Source organism: Chitinophaga sp. 9-1-y (assembly GCF_059511905.2).
This window is the reverse complement of sequence record NZ_CM197955.1, coordinates 3,598,245-3,611,620: the sequence shown is the minus strand read 5'-3', so window position 1 is coordinate 3,611,620 and position 13,376 is coordinate 3,598,245. Positions and strand designations below refer to the sequence as shown.

General features: G+C 44.9%; 15 protein-coding genes and 1 pseudogene. 6 read left to right on the top strand and 10 right to left on the bottom strand.

Translation table 11 applies throughout. The features are described from left to right. Positions 1–22 precede the first annotated feature (22 nt). Together AC5ZC7_RS14340 and AC5ZC7_RS14335 are read right to left on the bottom strand one after the other, a co-directional pair. Positions 23–1,066 (bottom strand): FecR domain-containing protein, encoded by a 1,044-nt coding sequence (locus AC5ZC7_RS14340; RefSeq protein WP_496162426.1) that lies wholly within the window; start codon positions 1,064–1,066, stop codon positions 23–25. A gap of 71 nt (positions 1,067–1,137) precedes the next feature. Further along, positions 1,138–1,692, bottom strand: a complete 555-nt coding sequence (locus AC5ZC7_RS14335) for a sigma-70 family RNA polymerase sigma factor (protein ID WP_496162427.1) — start codon at positions 1,690–1,692, stop codon at positions 1,138–1,140. Between the two features lie 39 nt (positions 1,693–1,731). Here AC5ZC7_RS14335 and AC5ZC7_RS14330 point away from each other — a divergent pair, with 39 nt between their 5' ends. Beyond that, positions 1,732–1,899, top strand: coding sequence for a hypothetical protein (locus AC5ZC7_RS14330; protein ID WP_496162428.1), 168 nt, complete (start codon positions 1,732–1,734; stop codon positions 1,897–1,899). On the opposite strand, the gene AC5ZC7_RS14325 is transcribed toward AC5ZC7_RS14330, so the two are convergent. From AC5ZC7_RS14325 to AC5ZC7_RS14305, 5 genes are all read right to left on the bottom strand, one after another. Beyond that, on the bottom strand, positions 1,886–2,710 hold the full coding sequence (locus tag AC5ZC7_RS14325) for a helix-turn-helix domain-containing protein (RefSeq protein ID WP_496162429.1): 825 nt from the start codon (positions 2,708–2,710) through the stop codon (positions 1,886–1,888). The two genes, AC5ZC7_RS14330 and AC5ZC7_RS14325, sit on opposite strands and share 14 nt — an antisense overlap. A 71-nt stretch (positions 2,711–2,781) precedes the next feature. Continuing rightward, positions 2,782–3,510 (bottom strand): glucose 1-dehydrogenase, encoded by a 729-nt coding sequence (locus AC5ZC7_RS14320; RefSeq protein WP_496162430.1) that lies wholly within the window; start codon positions 3,508–3,510, stop codon positions 2,782–2,784. A gap of 19 nt (positions 3,511–3,529) precedes the next feature. Further along, on the bottom strand, positions 3,530–4,522 hold the full coding sequence (locus AC5ZC7_RS14315) for an SDR family NAD(P)-dependent oxidoreductase (RefSeq protein WP_496162431.1): 993 nt from the start codon (positions 4,520–4,522) through the stop codon (positions 3,530–3,532). 620 nt (positions 4,523–5,142) lie between these two features. Continuing rightward, positions 5,143–5,502 carry a VanZ family protein gene (locus tag AC5ZC7_RS14310; RefSeq protein ID WP_496162432.1) on the bottom strand — a complete coding sequence of 120 codons (360 nt, stop codon included), beginning with the start codon at positions 5,500–5,502 and terminating at the stop codon, positions 5,143–5,145. 29 nt (positions 5,503–5,531) lie between these two features. Continuing rightward, positions 5,532–6,062, bottom strand: coding sequence for a GNAT family N-acetyltransferase (locus AC5ZC7_RS14305; protein WP_496162433.1), 531 nt, complete (start codon positions 6,060–6,062; stop codon positions 5,532–5,534). A gap of 205 nt (positions 6,063–6,267) precedes the next feature. Between AC5ZC7_RS14305 and AC5ZC7_RS14300 the strand changes: the two genes are divergently transcribed. Beyond that, a complete protein-coding gene (locus tag AC5ZC7_RS14300; RefSeq protein ID WP_511911554.1) occupies positions 6,268–6,957 on the top strand; it encodes a hypothetical protein in 690 nt (229 codons plus the stop codon). A gap of 5 nt (positions 6,958–6,962) precedes the next feature. Here the strand turns inward: AC5ZC7_RS14300 and AC5ZC7_RS14295 are convergent. Then, a pseudogene (locus tag AC5ZC7_RS14295) lies at positions 6,963–7,037 on the bottom strand (GDCCVxC domain-containing (seleno)protein); the annotation flags it as partial. 419 nt (positions 7,038–7,456) lie between these two features. On the opposite strand from AC5ZC7_RS14295, the gene AC5ZC7_RS14290 reads away from it, so the two are divergent. Further along, positions 7,457–8,968, top strand: a complete 1,512-nt coding sequence (locus AC5ZC7_RS14290) for a hypothetical protein (RefSeq protein ID WP_496162435.1) — start codon at positions 7,457–7,459, stop codon at positions 8,966–8,968. Between the two features lie 4 nt (positions 8,969–8,972). On the opposite strand, the gene AC5ZC7_RS14285 is transcribed toward AC5ZC7_RS14290, so the two are convergent. Continuing rightward, positions 8,973–9,773 carry an alpha/beta fold hydrolase gene (locus AC5ZC7_RS14285; RefSeq protein ID WP_496162436.1) on the bottom strand — a complete coding sequence of 267 codons (801 nt, stop codon included), beginning with the start codon at positions 9,771–9,773 and terminating at the stop codon, positions 8,973–8,975. A gap of 207 nt (positions 9,774–9,980) precedes the next feature. Here AC5ZC7_RS14285 and AC5ZC7_RS14280 point away from each other — a divergent pair, with 207 nt between their 5' ends. Further along, positions 9,981–10,754, top strand: a complete 774-nt coding sequence (locus AC5ZC7_RS14280) for an alpha/beta fold hydrolase (protein ID WP_496162437.1) — start codon at positions 9,981–9,983, stop codon at positions 10,752–10,754. A 120-nt stretch (positions 10,755–10,874) separates the two neighbouring features. Then, positions 10,875–11,309, top strand: a complete 435-nt coding sequence (locus tag AC5ZC7_RS14275; RefSeq protein WP_496162438.1) for a hypothetical protein — start codon at positions 10,875–10,877, stop codon at positions 11,307–11,309. A 117-nt stretch (positions 11,310–11,426) separates the two neighbouring features. On the opposite strand, the gene AC5ZC7_RS14270 is transcribed toward AC5ZC7_RS14275, so the two are convergent. Next, positions 11,427–12,215: an XAC2610-related protein gene (locus AC5ZC7_RS14270; protein WP_496162439.1), complete on the bottom strand. Its 789-nt coding sequence runs from the start codon at positions 12,213–12,215 to the stop codon at positions 11,427–11,429. A gap of 141 nt (positions 12,216–12,356) precedes the next feature. Between AC5ZC7_RS14270 and AC5ZC7_RS14265 the strand changes: the two genes are divergently transcribed. Continuing rightward, a complete protein-coding gene (locus AC5ZC7_RS14265; protein WP_496162440.1) occupies positions 12,357–13,358 on the top strand; it encodes a serine hydrolase in 1,002 nt (333 codons plus the stop codon). The last annotated feature ends 18 nt before the right edge of the window (positions 13,359–13,376 follow it).

Here is a 13,376-nt window from a genome sequence, read left to right as displayed (position 1 = left end):
GGAATAGAACTATATGGGTGAATTATTTCTTCTTAATAATAAATCCGCTGTCATTTCGGATCAGCTTCAGATTATTAGGAAGCGTTAAATCGGTCAGGATCTTTTCCAGCGAGTCTGTCTTTTCAAATTTTCCATCGAAATAAATCTCCATTACATCGGAAGGATAGTAATAGATACTTATACCATAGTAATTACTCAGCTGTTCCAATACCTGTGACATTGGTTGATTATTAAATTTATACCAGTCCGGTTTCGTATAACCGACACCGTTGTTGCCGGCTTTTACCAACACATTTGCGGCTGAAGTATTGAAGTCGGCGACCACAGCTTTGCCTGTTTTACGGTAGTACCTGAGTTCTTTACCCGGTGTGAGTACTACGTCGCTGATGACTTTGGTGGTATTGACGGCTCCCTGTACCAATACTTTTCCGTTGTTGAGTCTTACGGTAATCATATCTTCTCCGGGGATGGCTTTCACATGAAAAAAGGTGCCCAGTGCAGTGGTTGTTAACTCGCTGCTATGAACGGTAAAGGGTGATTTGTCGGCGGCTACAGTAAAATCCGCTTCTCCTGTCAGGTATATATTACGGTTTGTTTTGAATGTTTTGTAATAGATCATAGAGGCTGCCGGCTGTAGTTGTACCACAGATCCATCCGGTAATACTATCGTCATGGCTTTATCGCCGTTGTTGACGGTCAGCTGTTGCTGTTCTGGTGGAATAGCCACTACCATTACCGGGTTGCCCGCCATTTTGGGGCGATCGCGGCGAACGAGGAACAGGGAGCCACCTATGAGTACGCCGGTAGTGACAGCTGCAATGGCCAGTCGTTTTACCCATAGCCGCTGCTTGTTACCGGGTATTGTTTGCCGATGAATATTTCGCAGCCATTGCTGTGAAACGGTTTCCGGGAAGTTGCTATCTTCAGCTTGTTGCAGGAATTCCTCCACCGGCAGGTATTTTTCTGCCAGTTCAGGATGTTCCTGCAGGTAATTGCCAACCTCACGGGCTTCTTCCGGTGTGCATCTATTGCTGAAAAACCGTTTCAGTAATTCATCATTTATCATATTGTATACGGCTGATAGATAAGTAATACGTTTGTAAAGCGCTAACTACGTAGTTGGATGCAAAAAATATTTTAAAACCGGCCAAACCATGCCAGGAGCGAGATCAGGAATCCCAGATAATGTTTTAGCTGCTTCAGGGCCTGGAAAATATGTGTTTCCACCGTTCTGGACGACAAGGAAAGTTCGTGGGCAATTTGCTGGTAGCTCATGCCTTTAAAACGGCTCATTTCAAATACCTTGCGGCGCATGGGAGGCATTTCTTTCAGTGCGTCCGCCAGTTTTGCCTGCAATTCTTTTTCTGCCAGTTTCCCCCATAGCTCATCTACCGGCAGGGTGTACCTGTCTATTACATGGATCACTTTTTCTTTGTAGACGGTTTCCTTGCGGAGTAAGTCGATCAGGGTGGTGCGGGCAATGCGGAATAACTGTAGCTGGATATCGAGTTCGTCCGCGAGATTTTCCCGGTGGTTCCAGCATTTGATAAAAGTAAGCTGTGTCACCTCTTCGGCGAGGAAGGATGATTTGGTTTTCTGCAGAATAAAATAGTAAACCCTTTTGTGCCAGGAGTAGTAGACTTCATTAAATACCAAAAGGTTACCCTGTTTCAAAGCAGCGATAGTATTCAAAACGTGGCAATTTTACTACAGCAATTTAAATAAATAAAAATGGAAATTCCTAGAAATGCGGAGAGTAGTGCTGTATATATGAATGCGTTGTATACGAAGAAGTGGCGCCATGGCCCTTTTGATTTTTTTAAATTTAACCTTGTTGTGCAGGGCGGGAAGTATACCCCGGCGCCGGGGACCTTTTCACCTGCTATTAACAACCGCTGATATCCTGTTGTTTTAATAGTTCTGTGGGCGTATATCCAAATTGTTTTTTGAACGCAAAGGAAAAGTGTGATAGATTTTCAAACCCCACTTCGTAGCAAACATCAATTGGTTTCGCTTTCTTTTCTACAAATTGGTAGTGTGCCAGTTCCAGTCTTTTTTGTGTTAACCAGCGTTGTGGCGTTACCTGGAAGGCTTTCTGGAAATCTCTCTTAAAGGTGGTCAGGCTGCGGCCTGTGAGATAGCCAAATTTTTCCAGTGAGAGGTTGAATACGAAATTCTTCGACATATAACTGGCCAGATCAATTTTTCCAGGCTCTTCGAAATTAGCCAGCGAGTTATCAATTTCCTTATCAATAGCCCTGAGAATACTGATAGCTTCTGTTATTTTGAGGGAAGCAATATCTTCCGGAAGATCCTTCATATCAAAATAAGGGATCAGGGATGCCAGGCAACTTTCCAGCAAAGGATGATTTTTATAACACAGGATTTTGGGCGTTGCTGCTGGTTTGGGTTTCACATCCAGTTTTGCATAATAATCTCTTAACCGGTCGGTAGAAAGATGCATCACCACGGTTTTATGTGGCTCTCCGTTTTTCGGATAGTTGATAATCGTAGCCAGTTGGTTCCGGGGAATTAAAAAAATATCCCCCTTTTTGAAATAGTAAGTTGCATCAGCCTGTACAATCTTCGTTTCACCGGAAATGAACCAGACCAGCATATGGACATCGAAGACGACATCTGATTTAAAAAACTTATCCTCGTACGAGGAAAGTTTTATATCGTCTGTTATATATTTTGCCTGATAGTCCATTGCACTATATTTTATAAGATTTTTATAAAAGAAGTAAGTCATACAAAAATAGCGGTTTTTAATGGTCGTATTCATATGGATTGTCCGCCATCAACCAGGAAATTGGCGCCGGTGATAAAAGACGCATGATCGCTGGCCAGGTAGGTAATCATATCTGCTACTTCATTTGGTAGGCCTAACCTGGCTAATGGGATACTATGCACCAATTGTTCTTCCATGGCATCTGTCAGTCCGATTTTATGCATGATGCTTGTTGCAACGGGGCCGGGGCTCACCGCGTTGACGCGAATTTTATGTACCGCCAGCTCGAGCGCGGCTATTTTTGTCACCGCATTCAGTGCCGCTTTACTGGCCGCATATACCGAGGCTGTTTGAGGAGAGATGGTAGCAGAAGTAGAGGATAACAATATCACCGCTGCACCTTCCTTCAGTATTGGAATGAACCTGCTCAGGGTAAAATAGGCGCCTTTGAAATTTACATTCATGATGTCATCAAAAATATCTTCACTGATGGAGGCTATGGGAGCAAACCGGGTGATGCCTGCGTTGACCAGCAATATATCTATTTTACCAAATTGCGCTGCAACCGTGGCCACCAGCTGATCGATATCGGATAAGTTACCCTGGTCTGCTGTGAGTCCCGTAACCTGTAGTTCTGCGGCAGCTTTTTCCACGGCCTCTTTTCTTCTGCCGGTGATGATAACGGTTGCCCCTTCTTCCTGTAATTGTTGGGCAGTGGCGTATCCAATGCCGCTGTTGCCACCGGTGATAACGGCTATTTTATTGTTAAAGCGTTTCATGTTGTTGTTTGTTTATTTATTAGAATTGAAAGGAGAGTCGGGTGATAGCTTCACTAAAAGCCCATAGCCGTTTGGCATTGGCTTCATCCAGTGAGTACTCATTTACACCAGTCCCGGGTGTGTTTCCGTGATGTAATGGTGCGATGTCAACATCTTCACAATACACGCCCCCGATGTTATTGAGCATTGGACTGGTAGCGCACCAAAGGGTAGTTGCCGCGCCCTGGGGAATCGTTTTTAAGGATTGTATTACTTCCGGTAAAAGATTACCCGCTGCATCACAGAACCCCATTTGTTGGAACAACGCCAGGGATGCTTCTCTGCCAAGTTCTGTTCCGTGGATAGCGCCGGGGTGTACGGCATAGGCCCTGACGTTAAATGCTTTCGCAAGCTGATCCAGCTCCATTGAAAAGAGATTCACCGCTGTTTTGGATTGACCATAACCCTGTAGCGTTTCATAGTCCCGATGTAAAAAATTCGGATCTTCAAAATGAAAAGGTGCAAATTGATGTCCCTGTGAAGAAACATTCACCACCCTGGCGCCATTGGCCAGTTTGAGCGCCGGCCATAACCTGGCAGTTAGTTGAAATTGTGCCAGGTAATTGGTGGCCAGTTGAGATTCTATGCCGCGGCTATCCCGGCGTAAAGGGACCCACATAATGCCGGCATTGTTAATTAACAGGTGCAATGGCCGGCCTGTGGCCATGAATTTTTGCGCGAATGCATCTATGGATACCGGGTCCATTAAGTCCATTGCTTCCAGTTCTACATTAGGGATGCCGGCCAGGTTGGTCTTTGCTTTTTCAGTGTCTCTTGCCGGAACAATAACGGTAGCTCCTGCATCGGCAAGTCTTTTAGTGGTTTCCAGGCCAATGCCGGTATTCCCCCCGGTTACAATGGCAATTTTTCCGGTCAGGTCAATGTCTTTCATCACATCAAGAGAAGTAGACCTGGCATTAAAGCCGGATAACAGTGGCTGCTGCAGTGCGCCTTGATAATTGTGTTGTTTCATTTGTTTCAATTTTAATTGTTGAAACAAAAGTAAACCGCTCCCCGGTAAGGCACTTTGCTTAAACGTCCGAATATACTTTGTTTAAAAGACCAGGGGGAAAGGGGATGACATGAGGTAAGTATGCTTATATTTGGCTATTGTAGCAATATAGAGGCATTAGATTTGGTGAAAGGACGTTAATATTTGATCTTAGCACATTAGTTATAGCATGAAAAATCCACTTCGGAGAATTACAATAGAAGATAACCTATATATCTATACGACTGGGGAGGAGTACGAACATGAGACACGTTCCACGACGATCATTATCAGGATATTTTTAAATAGACATAAGAGCAGACCCCTGATCATACATTTTGTAACCTACTGTGATACTTTGTATGGTCACCCGCTGAATGGGGGAGTTGATCTTGTAAATCGTTTCACCAATGAAACGGCGCTCTTTTCAATTCACCGGCCGCTGTTCATAAGAGGATTAATTATGGAAGCCATTAAAAGAGGGTGGACAGGCACTAACACCATGGACATCCAAAACGGTATTGACTATTTGTACGACATGGGATTTGATATAAGCCATATGAGTACCCGGCCCTGAGCCAGGTACCCATTATGGAAAATTTTTAAGCCACCGCTTTATGAATACCGCATAAGATGCCGTAAGCACACGCCCCACCAGCTATGGAAGCAATCATATCATAGCTGTCGAATACCCTGCCCGGCATCCATATCTGTACTATTTCATAAAGTATCAATCCGCTTACAATCCCTATACAAGTCTTTAATGCTGCGCCATTGGTGTATTGCTTCTTAACAATAACCACTGCAAATATGAGCAGAAGCGCTGCCAGAAAATTTGGCAAACATCCCGCAATAATATCCACGTGTTTGTGAAACAGGTAGCGCCGGAAACTTAATTCTTCATATGCGGTAAAAGCAGCGATAATAGCCAGCACGGCAAGGTATGGATAGGTGCGTTTCATGAATTAAGTGTTCAGAACATTAATATTATTTAGATATTCATGATCACCATGAGATGTTCATCATGTAAAATGCCATTTTTAATAATGGCATTTACTTTTACCGCTTCCTGGTGAAATCCGCTTTTCAACAACACATTTTTAGACGCTTCATTATAAGCGAACACGCCTGCATAGATACGCCGGATAGGCAATTCCCGGAAAGCATAGGCCGTAAGCAATGACACGGCTTCTGTCATAATACCTTTGCCATGAAAGGGCGCGCCAAGCCAGTAGCCGATTTCAGCGGAGTGACGGTAAATATCTGTTTGCGGGGTGAGGGTGATCACACCAGCAATTTTACCTTTTACGTAAATCCCCCATACATGATCCAGTTTGTCTTCGCGGATCAGTGCAAGAAAAGTTTCCGCATCTTTCAATGAGTAAGGTGATGGGAAGCTGTCACGAAGATTGGCCGCTACAGCGGGATCGTTGGCGAGTATCGCCATGTCTGTAAGGTCACGTTCTTCAATACCTTTCAGCGTAACATCATTTTTTCCTGTCAGTATACTAATCGTTTTCATACCGCAAAAGTACGAATATCAGGTAGTGATATCTTATTGGGGAGCTTGATAATTTTGTTGCTGACCGGAGCCTGGGGGCCAAAGTATTTTTCATGCCGGAAGCTGCTATAAAAGAGATGTTGGGTATACAGTGGCCACCAAGCCGGCTGCCACGGTATTGGAATTGTTTGGGGAAGCAGTATCTTCATGGCCCGATAAAATACCTATGGAACAGCTACTTACTTTTAAACGATTTCATACAGCAGAACAAGCCACCGAAATGATAGGACTCTTGCAGGAACACCATATTCCCGCCCAGTATGAAGAAGAAGTGCTGCTCATGGATAAAGTATATGTAGGGCAAAACTTTGATCAGCGACACCTGGTGAAGCTGCCGGCAGATTACTTTTCGCCCGCAGATGCCCTGTTGAAAAGCCTGATCAGCGTAACTCCCGAAGATGTGGAACCAGACTATTACCTGCTATCTTTTTCTACAGAGGAGTTGAAAGAAGTAGTGATGAAGAAAGATGAATGGGGTGACTTCGATTATGCGTTAGCGTTAAAATTGCTGGAAAAACAGGGTATTTCCTACTCCCCGGAACAATTGACCCAACTGGGAGATGGCCGAAAAGAGGCCCTTTCTCAGCCTCAGCAGATGCCGGATGTCTGGCTGTTAATAGGTTTCCTTTCTCCTTTAATATGGCTGCTGCCGATTCCCTTTAAGATTCCTTTTTCTTTTATAGGAATCTTTATGGGCGCATTTATTCGTTTGACCAAAAAAACGTTGCCGGATGGCTCACGTGTAGCGGCATTCTCCCCAAAAACACGGAACCTGGGCGGGTGGATGATTATTTCCGGTATCCTGCTGACCGTATTATGTGGCTATATATTTTTCAATTTTATGGACAGATATTAATGTGTTTAACCACAACAGTTACCCTGCTGCATCGGTGGGCATTTCACTGTGCCATAACTGCAATACACACAACAATCGCCAGGTTTAGGTTGTAGCCGCTGATGGCAGTTCCCGCATTCATAGAAATACTAGCAGGCATCCACCGGCATTAGCTCCTCTTTTTGATACCCACAATAGGGACAGGTAAGTATTGACTTTAACTGGATGGTAGCCGACATGGAGACTGGTTTTTATGGATAAGCGTGTGTTTACGGCGAATGATTTTTAGGCACCAAATGCTGATGCCGAAGTTAATGAGAAAGTCCGGTAATCGTCACCATGTCACTTTGAAAGGAATTTAATCAAAATGAAAACATATATATAAAATTTAATCTAAAATATTTTGTATTAACAACTGCATCACATCTCAAAAACAGTGGATTGCGTATCTCAATTAAGTATTATAGTTAAATGATTATAATACCAGGAAGATTCCATTAGACGCTAATCCATAACCCAGATGCTAAGAACGCTATTTGTATTTGTTTTGATGGTGTTTACCATTTCAGTATGTGCCCAGGGAGAAAGGGTTTTCATGCAAACAGATAAGAAAATCTGTTTCAGTGCAGATACCATCTGGTTCCGTTCTTTTATTTTAACCGACAGCTTTCGGGCGGGTAGTAATTTCTACCTGGAGTTATTTGATCAGCAATCAGTAATGATAGAAAGGAAGGTTTTCCCGATTAACGGCCATGATTGCTCCGGGCAGATTGGGGCACCAGTGAAACCAGGCTGCTATTGGTTAAGGGGTTATACGTTGAACGGAACTACGGAAGCCATCATTCCCATAAATGTTTTGGAACAGAAAGTGGTAAACGTTGTTGTAAAGCAAAGTCTTCCGAAACCATCCACAGATGCCGGCACCAACCTGGTAACTGTAGTAAAGCATCAGCAACAGTACACTGTAAACATAGCCTCCCAACAAGATTTCAGCTATTGTATATCCGTCACAGCAAAAGATGATGTTGGAACTGCCGCGATGCCCACATTCCCTATGCCAGCGTTTCCGAAGAGGTGGGATACCACTGGCCTGGTATTTCGTGCAAACCTGGTTTCTCCCTCCGATAAAAGAAACAGCAACCTGGATGTGCACATGTATGTACAATATGACACCCTCAATAGTTTAAAAACTTATTTATCGCTCGACAGTGGTTTAGTGACATTCCAGGACCTTTATTTTTACGGCCCGGGACATTTACACTACCAGCTCTTCAGGAAGGAGAAGCCTGTGAAGGATAATTATCGGCTTGGTCTGCTCAGGGATTCTTTCCCGGCATTCAATCCACCGTTATCCGGCATGATAAAGGATACGCTCCGGCTCTCGGTTGCAATGCCTGAAAAATCTATTGAAGAAAAATTGTTGCTGGGCAATCGCTTTAAAACATTAAAAACTGTTGAAGTAAAGGCGAGGTGGCAAGACCGGCATCTGGCTTTAAACAAGAAGTATGTGATGAAAGATGAATTCAAAGGGATTGAGCATTTTACCTTCGATCTCAGAAACCCCATTAACCCTGGTAGGCTCTATTTTGTACTGGATTATTTAGCAGGTGAATTGCCGCCTAACTGGAGATCAGGTAACCTGGGCTCATGTAAAGGGGTGGAGATTTATGTAGATGAAAGTTTGGTGAGTATTGAGTATGCGGCTACCTTGCCACTCGCTGATTTCGCCTATGCCAAGGTGTTCCAGGACCTTCATCCGCCCTGTCCTGCTATTTGTCTCTATAAGCGGCACAGTGATGATGCAATATCAACAGAGCCGCCATCAAAAACGCTGGAGATTAATGGCTATACGCCCTCCGTTACCTGGTCACAGGCAGACCCTATAACATGGTTCTGGAATAATGATGTAAGAACGCCTGATTTTCACTTTCCTGCCCCGTCTAAGCCTTTTAGAATTGTAATTACGGGGAGATTCAAAAACGGAGATCCCATTTTATATGAGAAAACTGTTACCGGTGATTTGGGAAAGTAGATGCCTACGTTTTGTTGATGGCATGTAAGAATGCGCCAACCGCAGTGGCAAAGTGTTCCGGCTGATCCATATGTAAGCTGTGTCCGGCTTCCCTGATTTGTACTACTTGCAGCCCGGGATTTACCTGTTGCAGTGCTTCCGCCACTTCAGCAGTTACCACGCCGCTATCGCCAAACAGGAGCAGGGCCGGTATGTTCATCTGATGCACCAGCTGCTGGTAATCCGGGTTGGGAGGAATAAGTACATCGAAGGCAGCCATGCTGGTTTGCAGCCGGGCCCTCGCATATAGCTCAATTGTTGCTGGTGATCGTTTGGGGTGTCTTATCTGCGCTGCAGCGATCAGCTCCTCCAGCGATTGATCAAGTATTTTTCGATGCTGTGCCGCTACGTCGCTATCATATACTTCGCGCTGAACAGCCGGGCTCAGGAACGTAGGATCAGCCAGGATCACGCTGCGGAGCAGTGAGGGCTTACGGCTGGCCACTACGGCGGCCGTCATACCACCCATGGAATGTCCCAGGAGGATGGGAGCGGAAAGTGATAGCGCTTCTGTTAAACCGATGATGTCATTTGCATGGTCTTCGTATTGATAACCCTGCTCAGGTGCACTGGAGAGGCCATGTCCTCTTGCATCCGGCATGATCACGTCGTAGTCTGTTTCAAGTACGCGTGCCAGGTTGGTCCAGCAACGGCCATTGGTCATTAATCCATGAAGAAGCAGGAGCGGTGGTTTGTTGCCACCGGTGCGGGTGTAATGTAGACGGATGTTGTTGGTGTCGCACCAGGCGCTTTTCCAGTGGATCATGTATTACTTTTTCCGGAGGTAAAATAAAAAGGTAAAGTTAATCACTTAAACCGCTTTTTCATTTTACGGGTTTATCGTCAGAGAATATTTGCCCGTCAGCGTATCAGAGAAGAATTAAACCTGCCTTTCGTATATTCGTCTATGTTACAAAATATTGGTGCATTTAAAAATGGATATGCATCAGTGATGTTTAAATTACGCAACGATATGGCCCTTGTAGCAATCAACGGAATCAAACTGAATGTATCTGTAAAAGGAACCGGACATCCTGTTATTCTTATCCATGGTATTGGTGGTAGCCATGACTATTTTTCAGACCTGACCGACCGGCTTTCTCCACACTTTAAAACCATTGCATTCGACTGCCGGGGACATGGGCAGTCAGATAAGCCCGCCCAATATACATTACAGGATCACATCCAGGATGTAATTGGTATCATGGATTATTATGAGCTGCCGGTTACCGCTTTATATGGGGTTTCCATGGGCTCTTATATTGCACAGGGAGCTGCGATTGCACTCGGCGAAAGGGTTAGCAAGCTGGTGCTGACGGTGCCAAAGTCCAATGGCCTGACATCGTCTGTACAGCGACTCATGACTGAGCACGCCGCCGAATTAACGGGTATGCAAGCAAACGAAATTTTTGCCTACCTGGTCCGCTACTTTACCTATGATCCGGAAGCCATGAAGGCACATATGGATATACTGGTGCCCCAAATGCCTCCTGAGCAATTTGCCGCAGCTAATAAAGCATTGGAAGGGTTTGATTTCCGGAACGATCTCCATAAAATAACAGCGGAAACACTGGTGATTAGCGGGAAATACGACGGGTTAAATCCTCCGGAACAGGGCAGGGAGTGCGCCTCGCTGATACCTCATGCCACTTTTACCGAGATGTTATATTCAGGACATATCCCGATGTACGAAGAGCCGGAGACCTATACAACCATGGTGGAAACTTTCTTGCTGAATGGCAAATAGCTGATCAGGCTTGTTTAAAAAATAACACTCCGGGTAAACTTTTTCTTACCCGGAGGGGTTATTTATGTTTGTACTTCAAATAAGAAGACCCTCAGGATACTATCTTTAATAACCATAAAAATGAAAACCATGAAGGAAGAAATGAAACCCGCCGTATCTGAATTACTGAATGACCCTAATTGTACCCTCACCATTAGTGTGACTGGTCCTATTCAGAACCTTGCCAATGCTTCCAACCAAAATATCCAGGATGCAAAAAATGGCATTGCGCAATTAATCTTCTCTGATATCTGGCGCCTTCCACCTTTCAGAAGGAATGCTGGTAGCGTAGACCTGTTGGTAAGAGCTGTCATTGCCGGTGCCGGCCGTACCTGGGAAGTAGTTATTCATGACGCTGATGGTAAGTACCTGATTGCTTCTACAAACGTGCAGGGCAATATAATTACTGCGTCCACAGATGAAAGGCGGGACTATGTGCTGCAAATGGTGCAGAATGCACTTACCCAAAGTTTACAAAGCGGTTCCAATACGGATGTTAATGGGCCATGCAAATAATGGAGTTGTTGAGATACTCGTGTATAACGTAAACGTATATACTGAAAGGGGGCTGAAAAGCCCCCTTGCTATTCTCCTGATTGTTTATGAACATAAAAAAGGTACCCTGTATTCCTATTATTCCGCGATATCCCAGAAGGCCTGATCATATACCTGGTTTACCTTCGCCCCACGGAGGTGTTTATCTATCACTTTTTCTCCATTTTTCTTGTGATAAAAATGAGCGTCATACATTTCGTGGCGGGTATCAGTATCCAGGGTCAAATCCACGCCTCTTATCAGGTGCAGTGAGTCATTTGACCACCTGTACTCTTCTTTGTACGTTGTCGTAAACACGCCTCCGATAGTAAAAGATCTTATGATACGGGTACGGTGATCGTAACGGAGATTTACCAGGCCGCAGTCTTCCCGGAGGGTGAATGTTCCCCTGGCATCAGACAACAGCGGGATGCAGTATATATTACCATGCACATTGGGAAAATCATTTAACAATATATCCGTGTAACCGTCTCCGTTAATATCTATGGTGTCAATCTGCCAAATTTGTGTCATATCAAGGGTATCAGCAAGATGCCATTGTTTGCCTGACTTTTGAAGAATAAAGCTATGGCCATCAGGATCTGAACAAACGGCTAGCTTGCCCTGAGGCCAGTTAATCACCGCCACAGAATATTGACCTACAGCGGCCGACCTGGCAGATAAGGTGTCCTGTTCTAGTCCGGCCAGTACTATCTGCAGGTGCCCGGGTATCCCGGAAGATAGAATCGCCGGCGCTGACAGATCAGTACCTCGCTTTATGGCAGTTTGCAGGCTGTCTGAAATATTGGGCGGCTGGGTAGTTATTCCTGAAGGCCTGGAATGGCAGGCAGTAAAGATATATAGCAGGGAAAGCAGTACAGTTCTCATATAAAGGAATACGTATATAAATTTACAGAAACGAAATATAATTACCTGGAAAACCTTTGCCACGCTTACATGCTTACAGAAAATTTGCTTAATTTATCAAGCGAAAACCGGGTATATCCGGAAGAATGAACAACACCAGTTATGAGAATCCTCCTCCTTTTATTGCTACTCACTACTGCTACCACTGCAACATCACAGGTTTCCTTTGATACGGCTTCGGCTATCCGTAACAACCATGGGATTTACTCACTGGTAGTGGCGGTAAAAGGCCAGGTAGTTTATAACCAAGCTTTCAACGGGCAGAAGATAAACGACCTGCGCAATCATCAGTCCCTCACCAAGAGCCTGGAGGCAGTATTGGTAGGTATCGCCATTGATAAAGGGTTTATTCATTCATTAGATACCAGGGTATGTGAACTATTGCCCGTATTAAAAAACGATCCGGACAAAAGAAAGCAACAAATTACCATTGCCGATGTCATGAACCAGGCTTCCGGCCTGTGGCACGAGAACCTGGACCGGTTGGACCAATACCTGGGATTGGATAATCCCTCCGGTTATGTATGGGAACAACCACTGTTAGCTGACCCGGGAAGCGAACTGCATTACAATAACGCCGCCTCACATTTGATATCTGTTATATTGACCAAAGCCACCGGGCAAAGCACACTGGATTTTGCCCGCCAATATCTCTTTACGCCACTCGGAATTCAACAAATGGAATGGCCCGCAATGAAAGACGGGTTTAATGATGGCAGTGGATTACTAAGTGTGCGCCTGCGCACCGCCGACATGAATAAAATCGGGCAACTGATACTGGATAGTGGTCGGTATAACGGTCAACAGCTCGTGGCTGCACAATGGACCCATGCATTGTTACTTCCCCCGAAAACCTACCCGGCCCCCTGGGGATTACCCCATACTACCTACGGACTTTTCTTTTATCACAAAACCTATAAAGGAGAAGCCATTACCTATGGCATGGGCTGGGGCGGACAGTTCCTGATCCTCGTACCTGGCCTGGATGCGGTGATAGCTGTTAACCAGGCGGTAGATGATCGCAATGCCATCCGGCAGTCGGAAGTTTTTATGGGAGAAATATTTCCGCTGATTTTCGGGTGGATACAGCAACATCGCGGCTGACTTAATAATTCCTTAATG

Coding starts and splice junctions, on each gene's coding strand:
- AC5ZC7_RS14330 (WP_496162428.1), top strand. CDS start 1,732: ATGGAAATTCCTAGAAATGCGGAGAGTAGTGCTGTATATATGAATGCG.
- AC5ZC7_RS14340 (WP_496162426.1), bottom strand. CDS start 1,066: ATGATAAATGATGAATTACTGAAACGGTTTTTCAGCAATAGATGCACA.
- AC5ZC7_RS14300 (WP_511911554.1), top strand. CDS start 6,268: ATGGAACAGCTACTTACTTTTAAACGATTTCATACAGCAGAACAAGCC.
- AC5ZC7_RS14290 (WP_496162435.1), top strand. CDS start 7,457: ATGCTAAGAACGCTATTTGTATTTGTTTTGATGGTGTTTACCATTTCA.
- AC5ZC7_RS14305 (WP_496162433.1), bottom strand. CDS start 6,062: ATGAAAACGATTAGTATACTGACAGGAAAAAATGATGTTACGCTGAAA.
- AC5ZC7_RS14285 (WP_496162436.1), bottom strand. CDS start 9,773: ATGATCCACTGGAAAAGCGCCTGGTGCGACACCAACAACATCCGTCTA.
- AC5ZC7_RS14280 (WP_496162437.1), top strand. CDS start 9,981: ATGGCCCTTGTAGCAATCAACGGAATCAAACTGAATGTATCTGTAAAA.
- AC5ZC7_RS14310 (WP_496162432.1), bottom strand. CDS start 5,502: ATGAAACGCACCTATCCATACCTTGCCGTGCTGGCTATTATCGCTGCT.
- AC5ZC7_RS14320 (WP_496162430.1), bottom strand. CDS start 3,510: ATGAAACGCTTTAACAATAAAATAGCCGTTATCACCGGTGGCAACAGC.
- AC5ZC7_RS14265 (WP_496162440.1), top strand. CDS start 12,357: ATGAGAATCCTCCTCCTTTTATTGCTACTCACTACTGCTACCACTGCA.
- AC5ZC7_RS14275 (WP_496162438.1), top strand. CDS start 10,875: ATGAAAACCATGAAGGAAGAAATGAAACCCGCCGTATCTGAATTACTG.
- AC5ZC7_RS14315 (WP_496162431.1), bottom strand. CDS start 4,522: ATGAAACAACACAATTATCAAGGCGCACTGCAGCAGCCACTGTTATCC.
- AC5ZC7_RS14325 (WP_496162429.1), bottom strand. CDS start 2,710: ATGGACTATCAGGCAAAATATATAACAGACGATATAAAACTTTCCTCG.
- AC5ZC7_RS14270 (WP_496162439.1), bottom strand. CDS start 12,215: ATGAGAACTGTACTGCTTTCCCTGCTATATATCTTTACTGCCTGCCAT.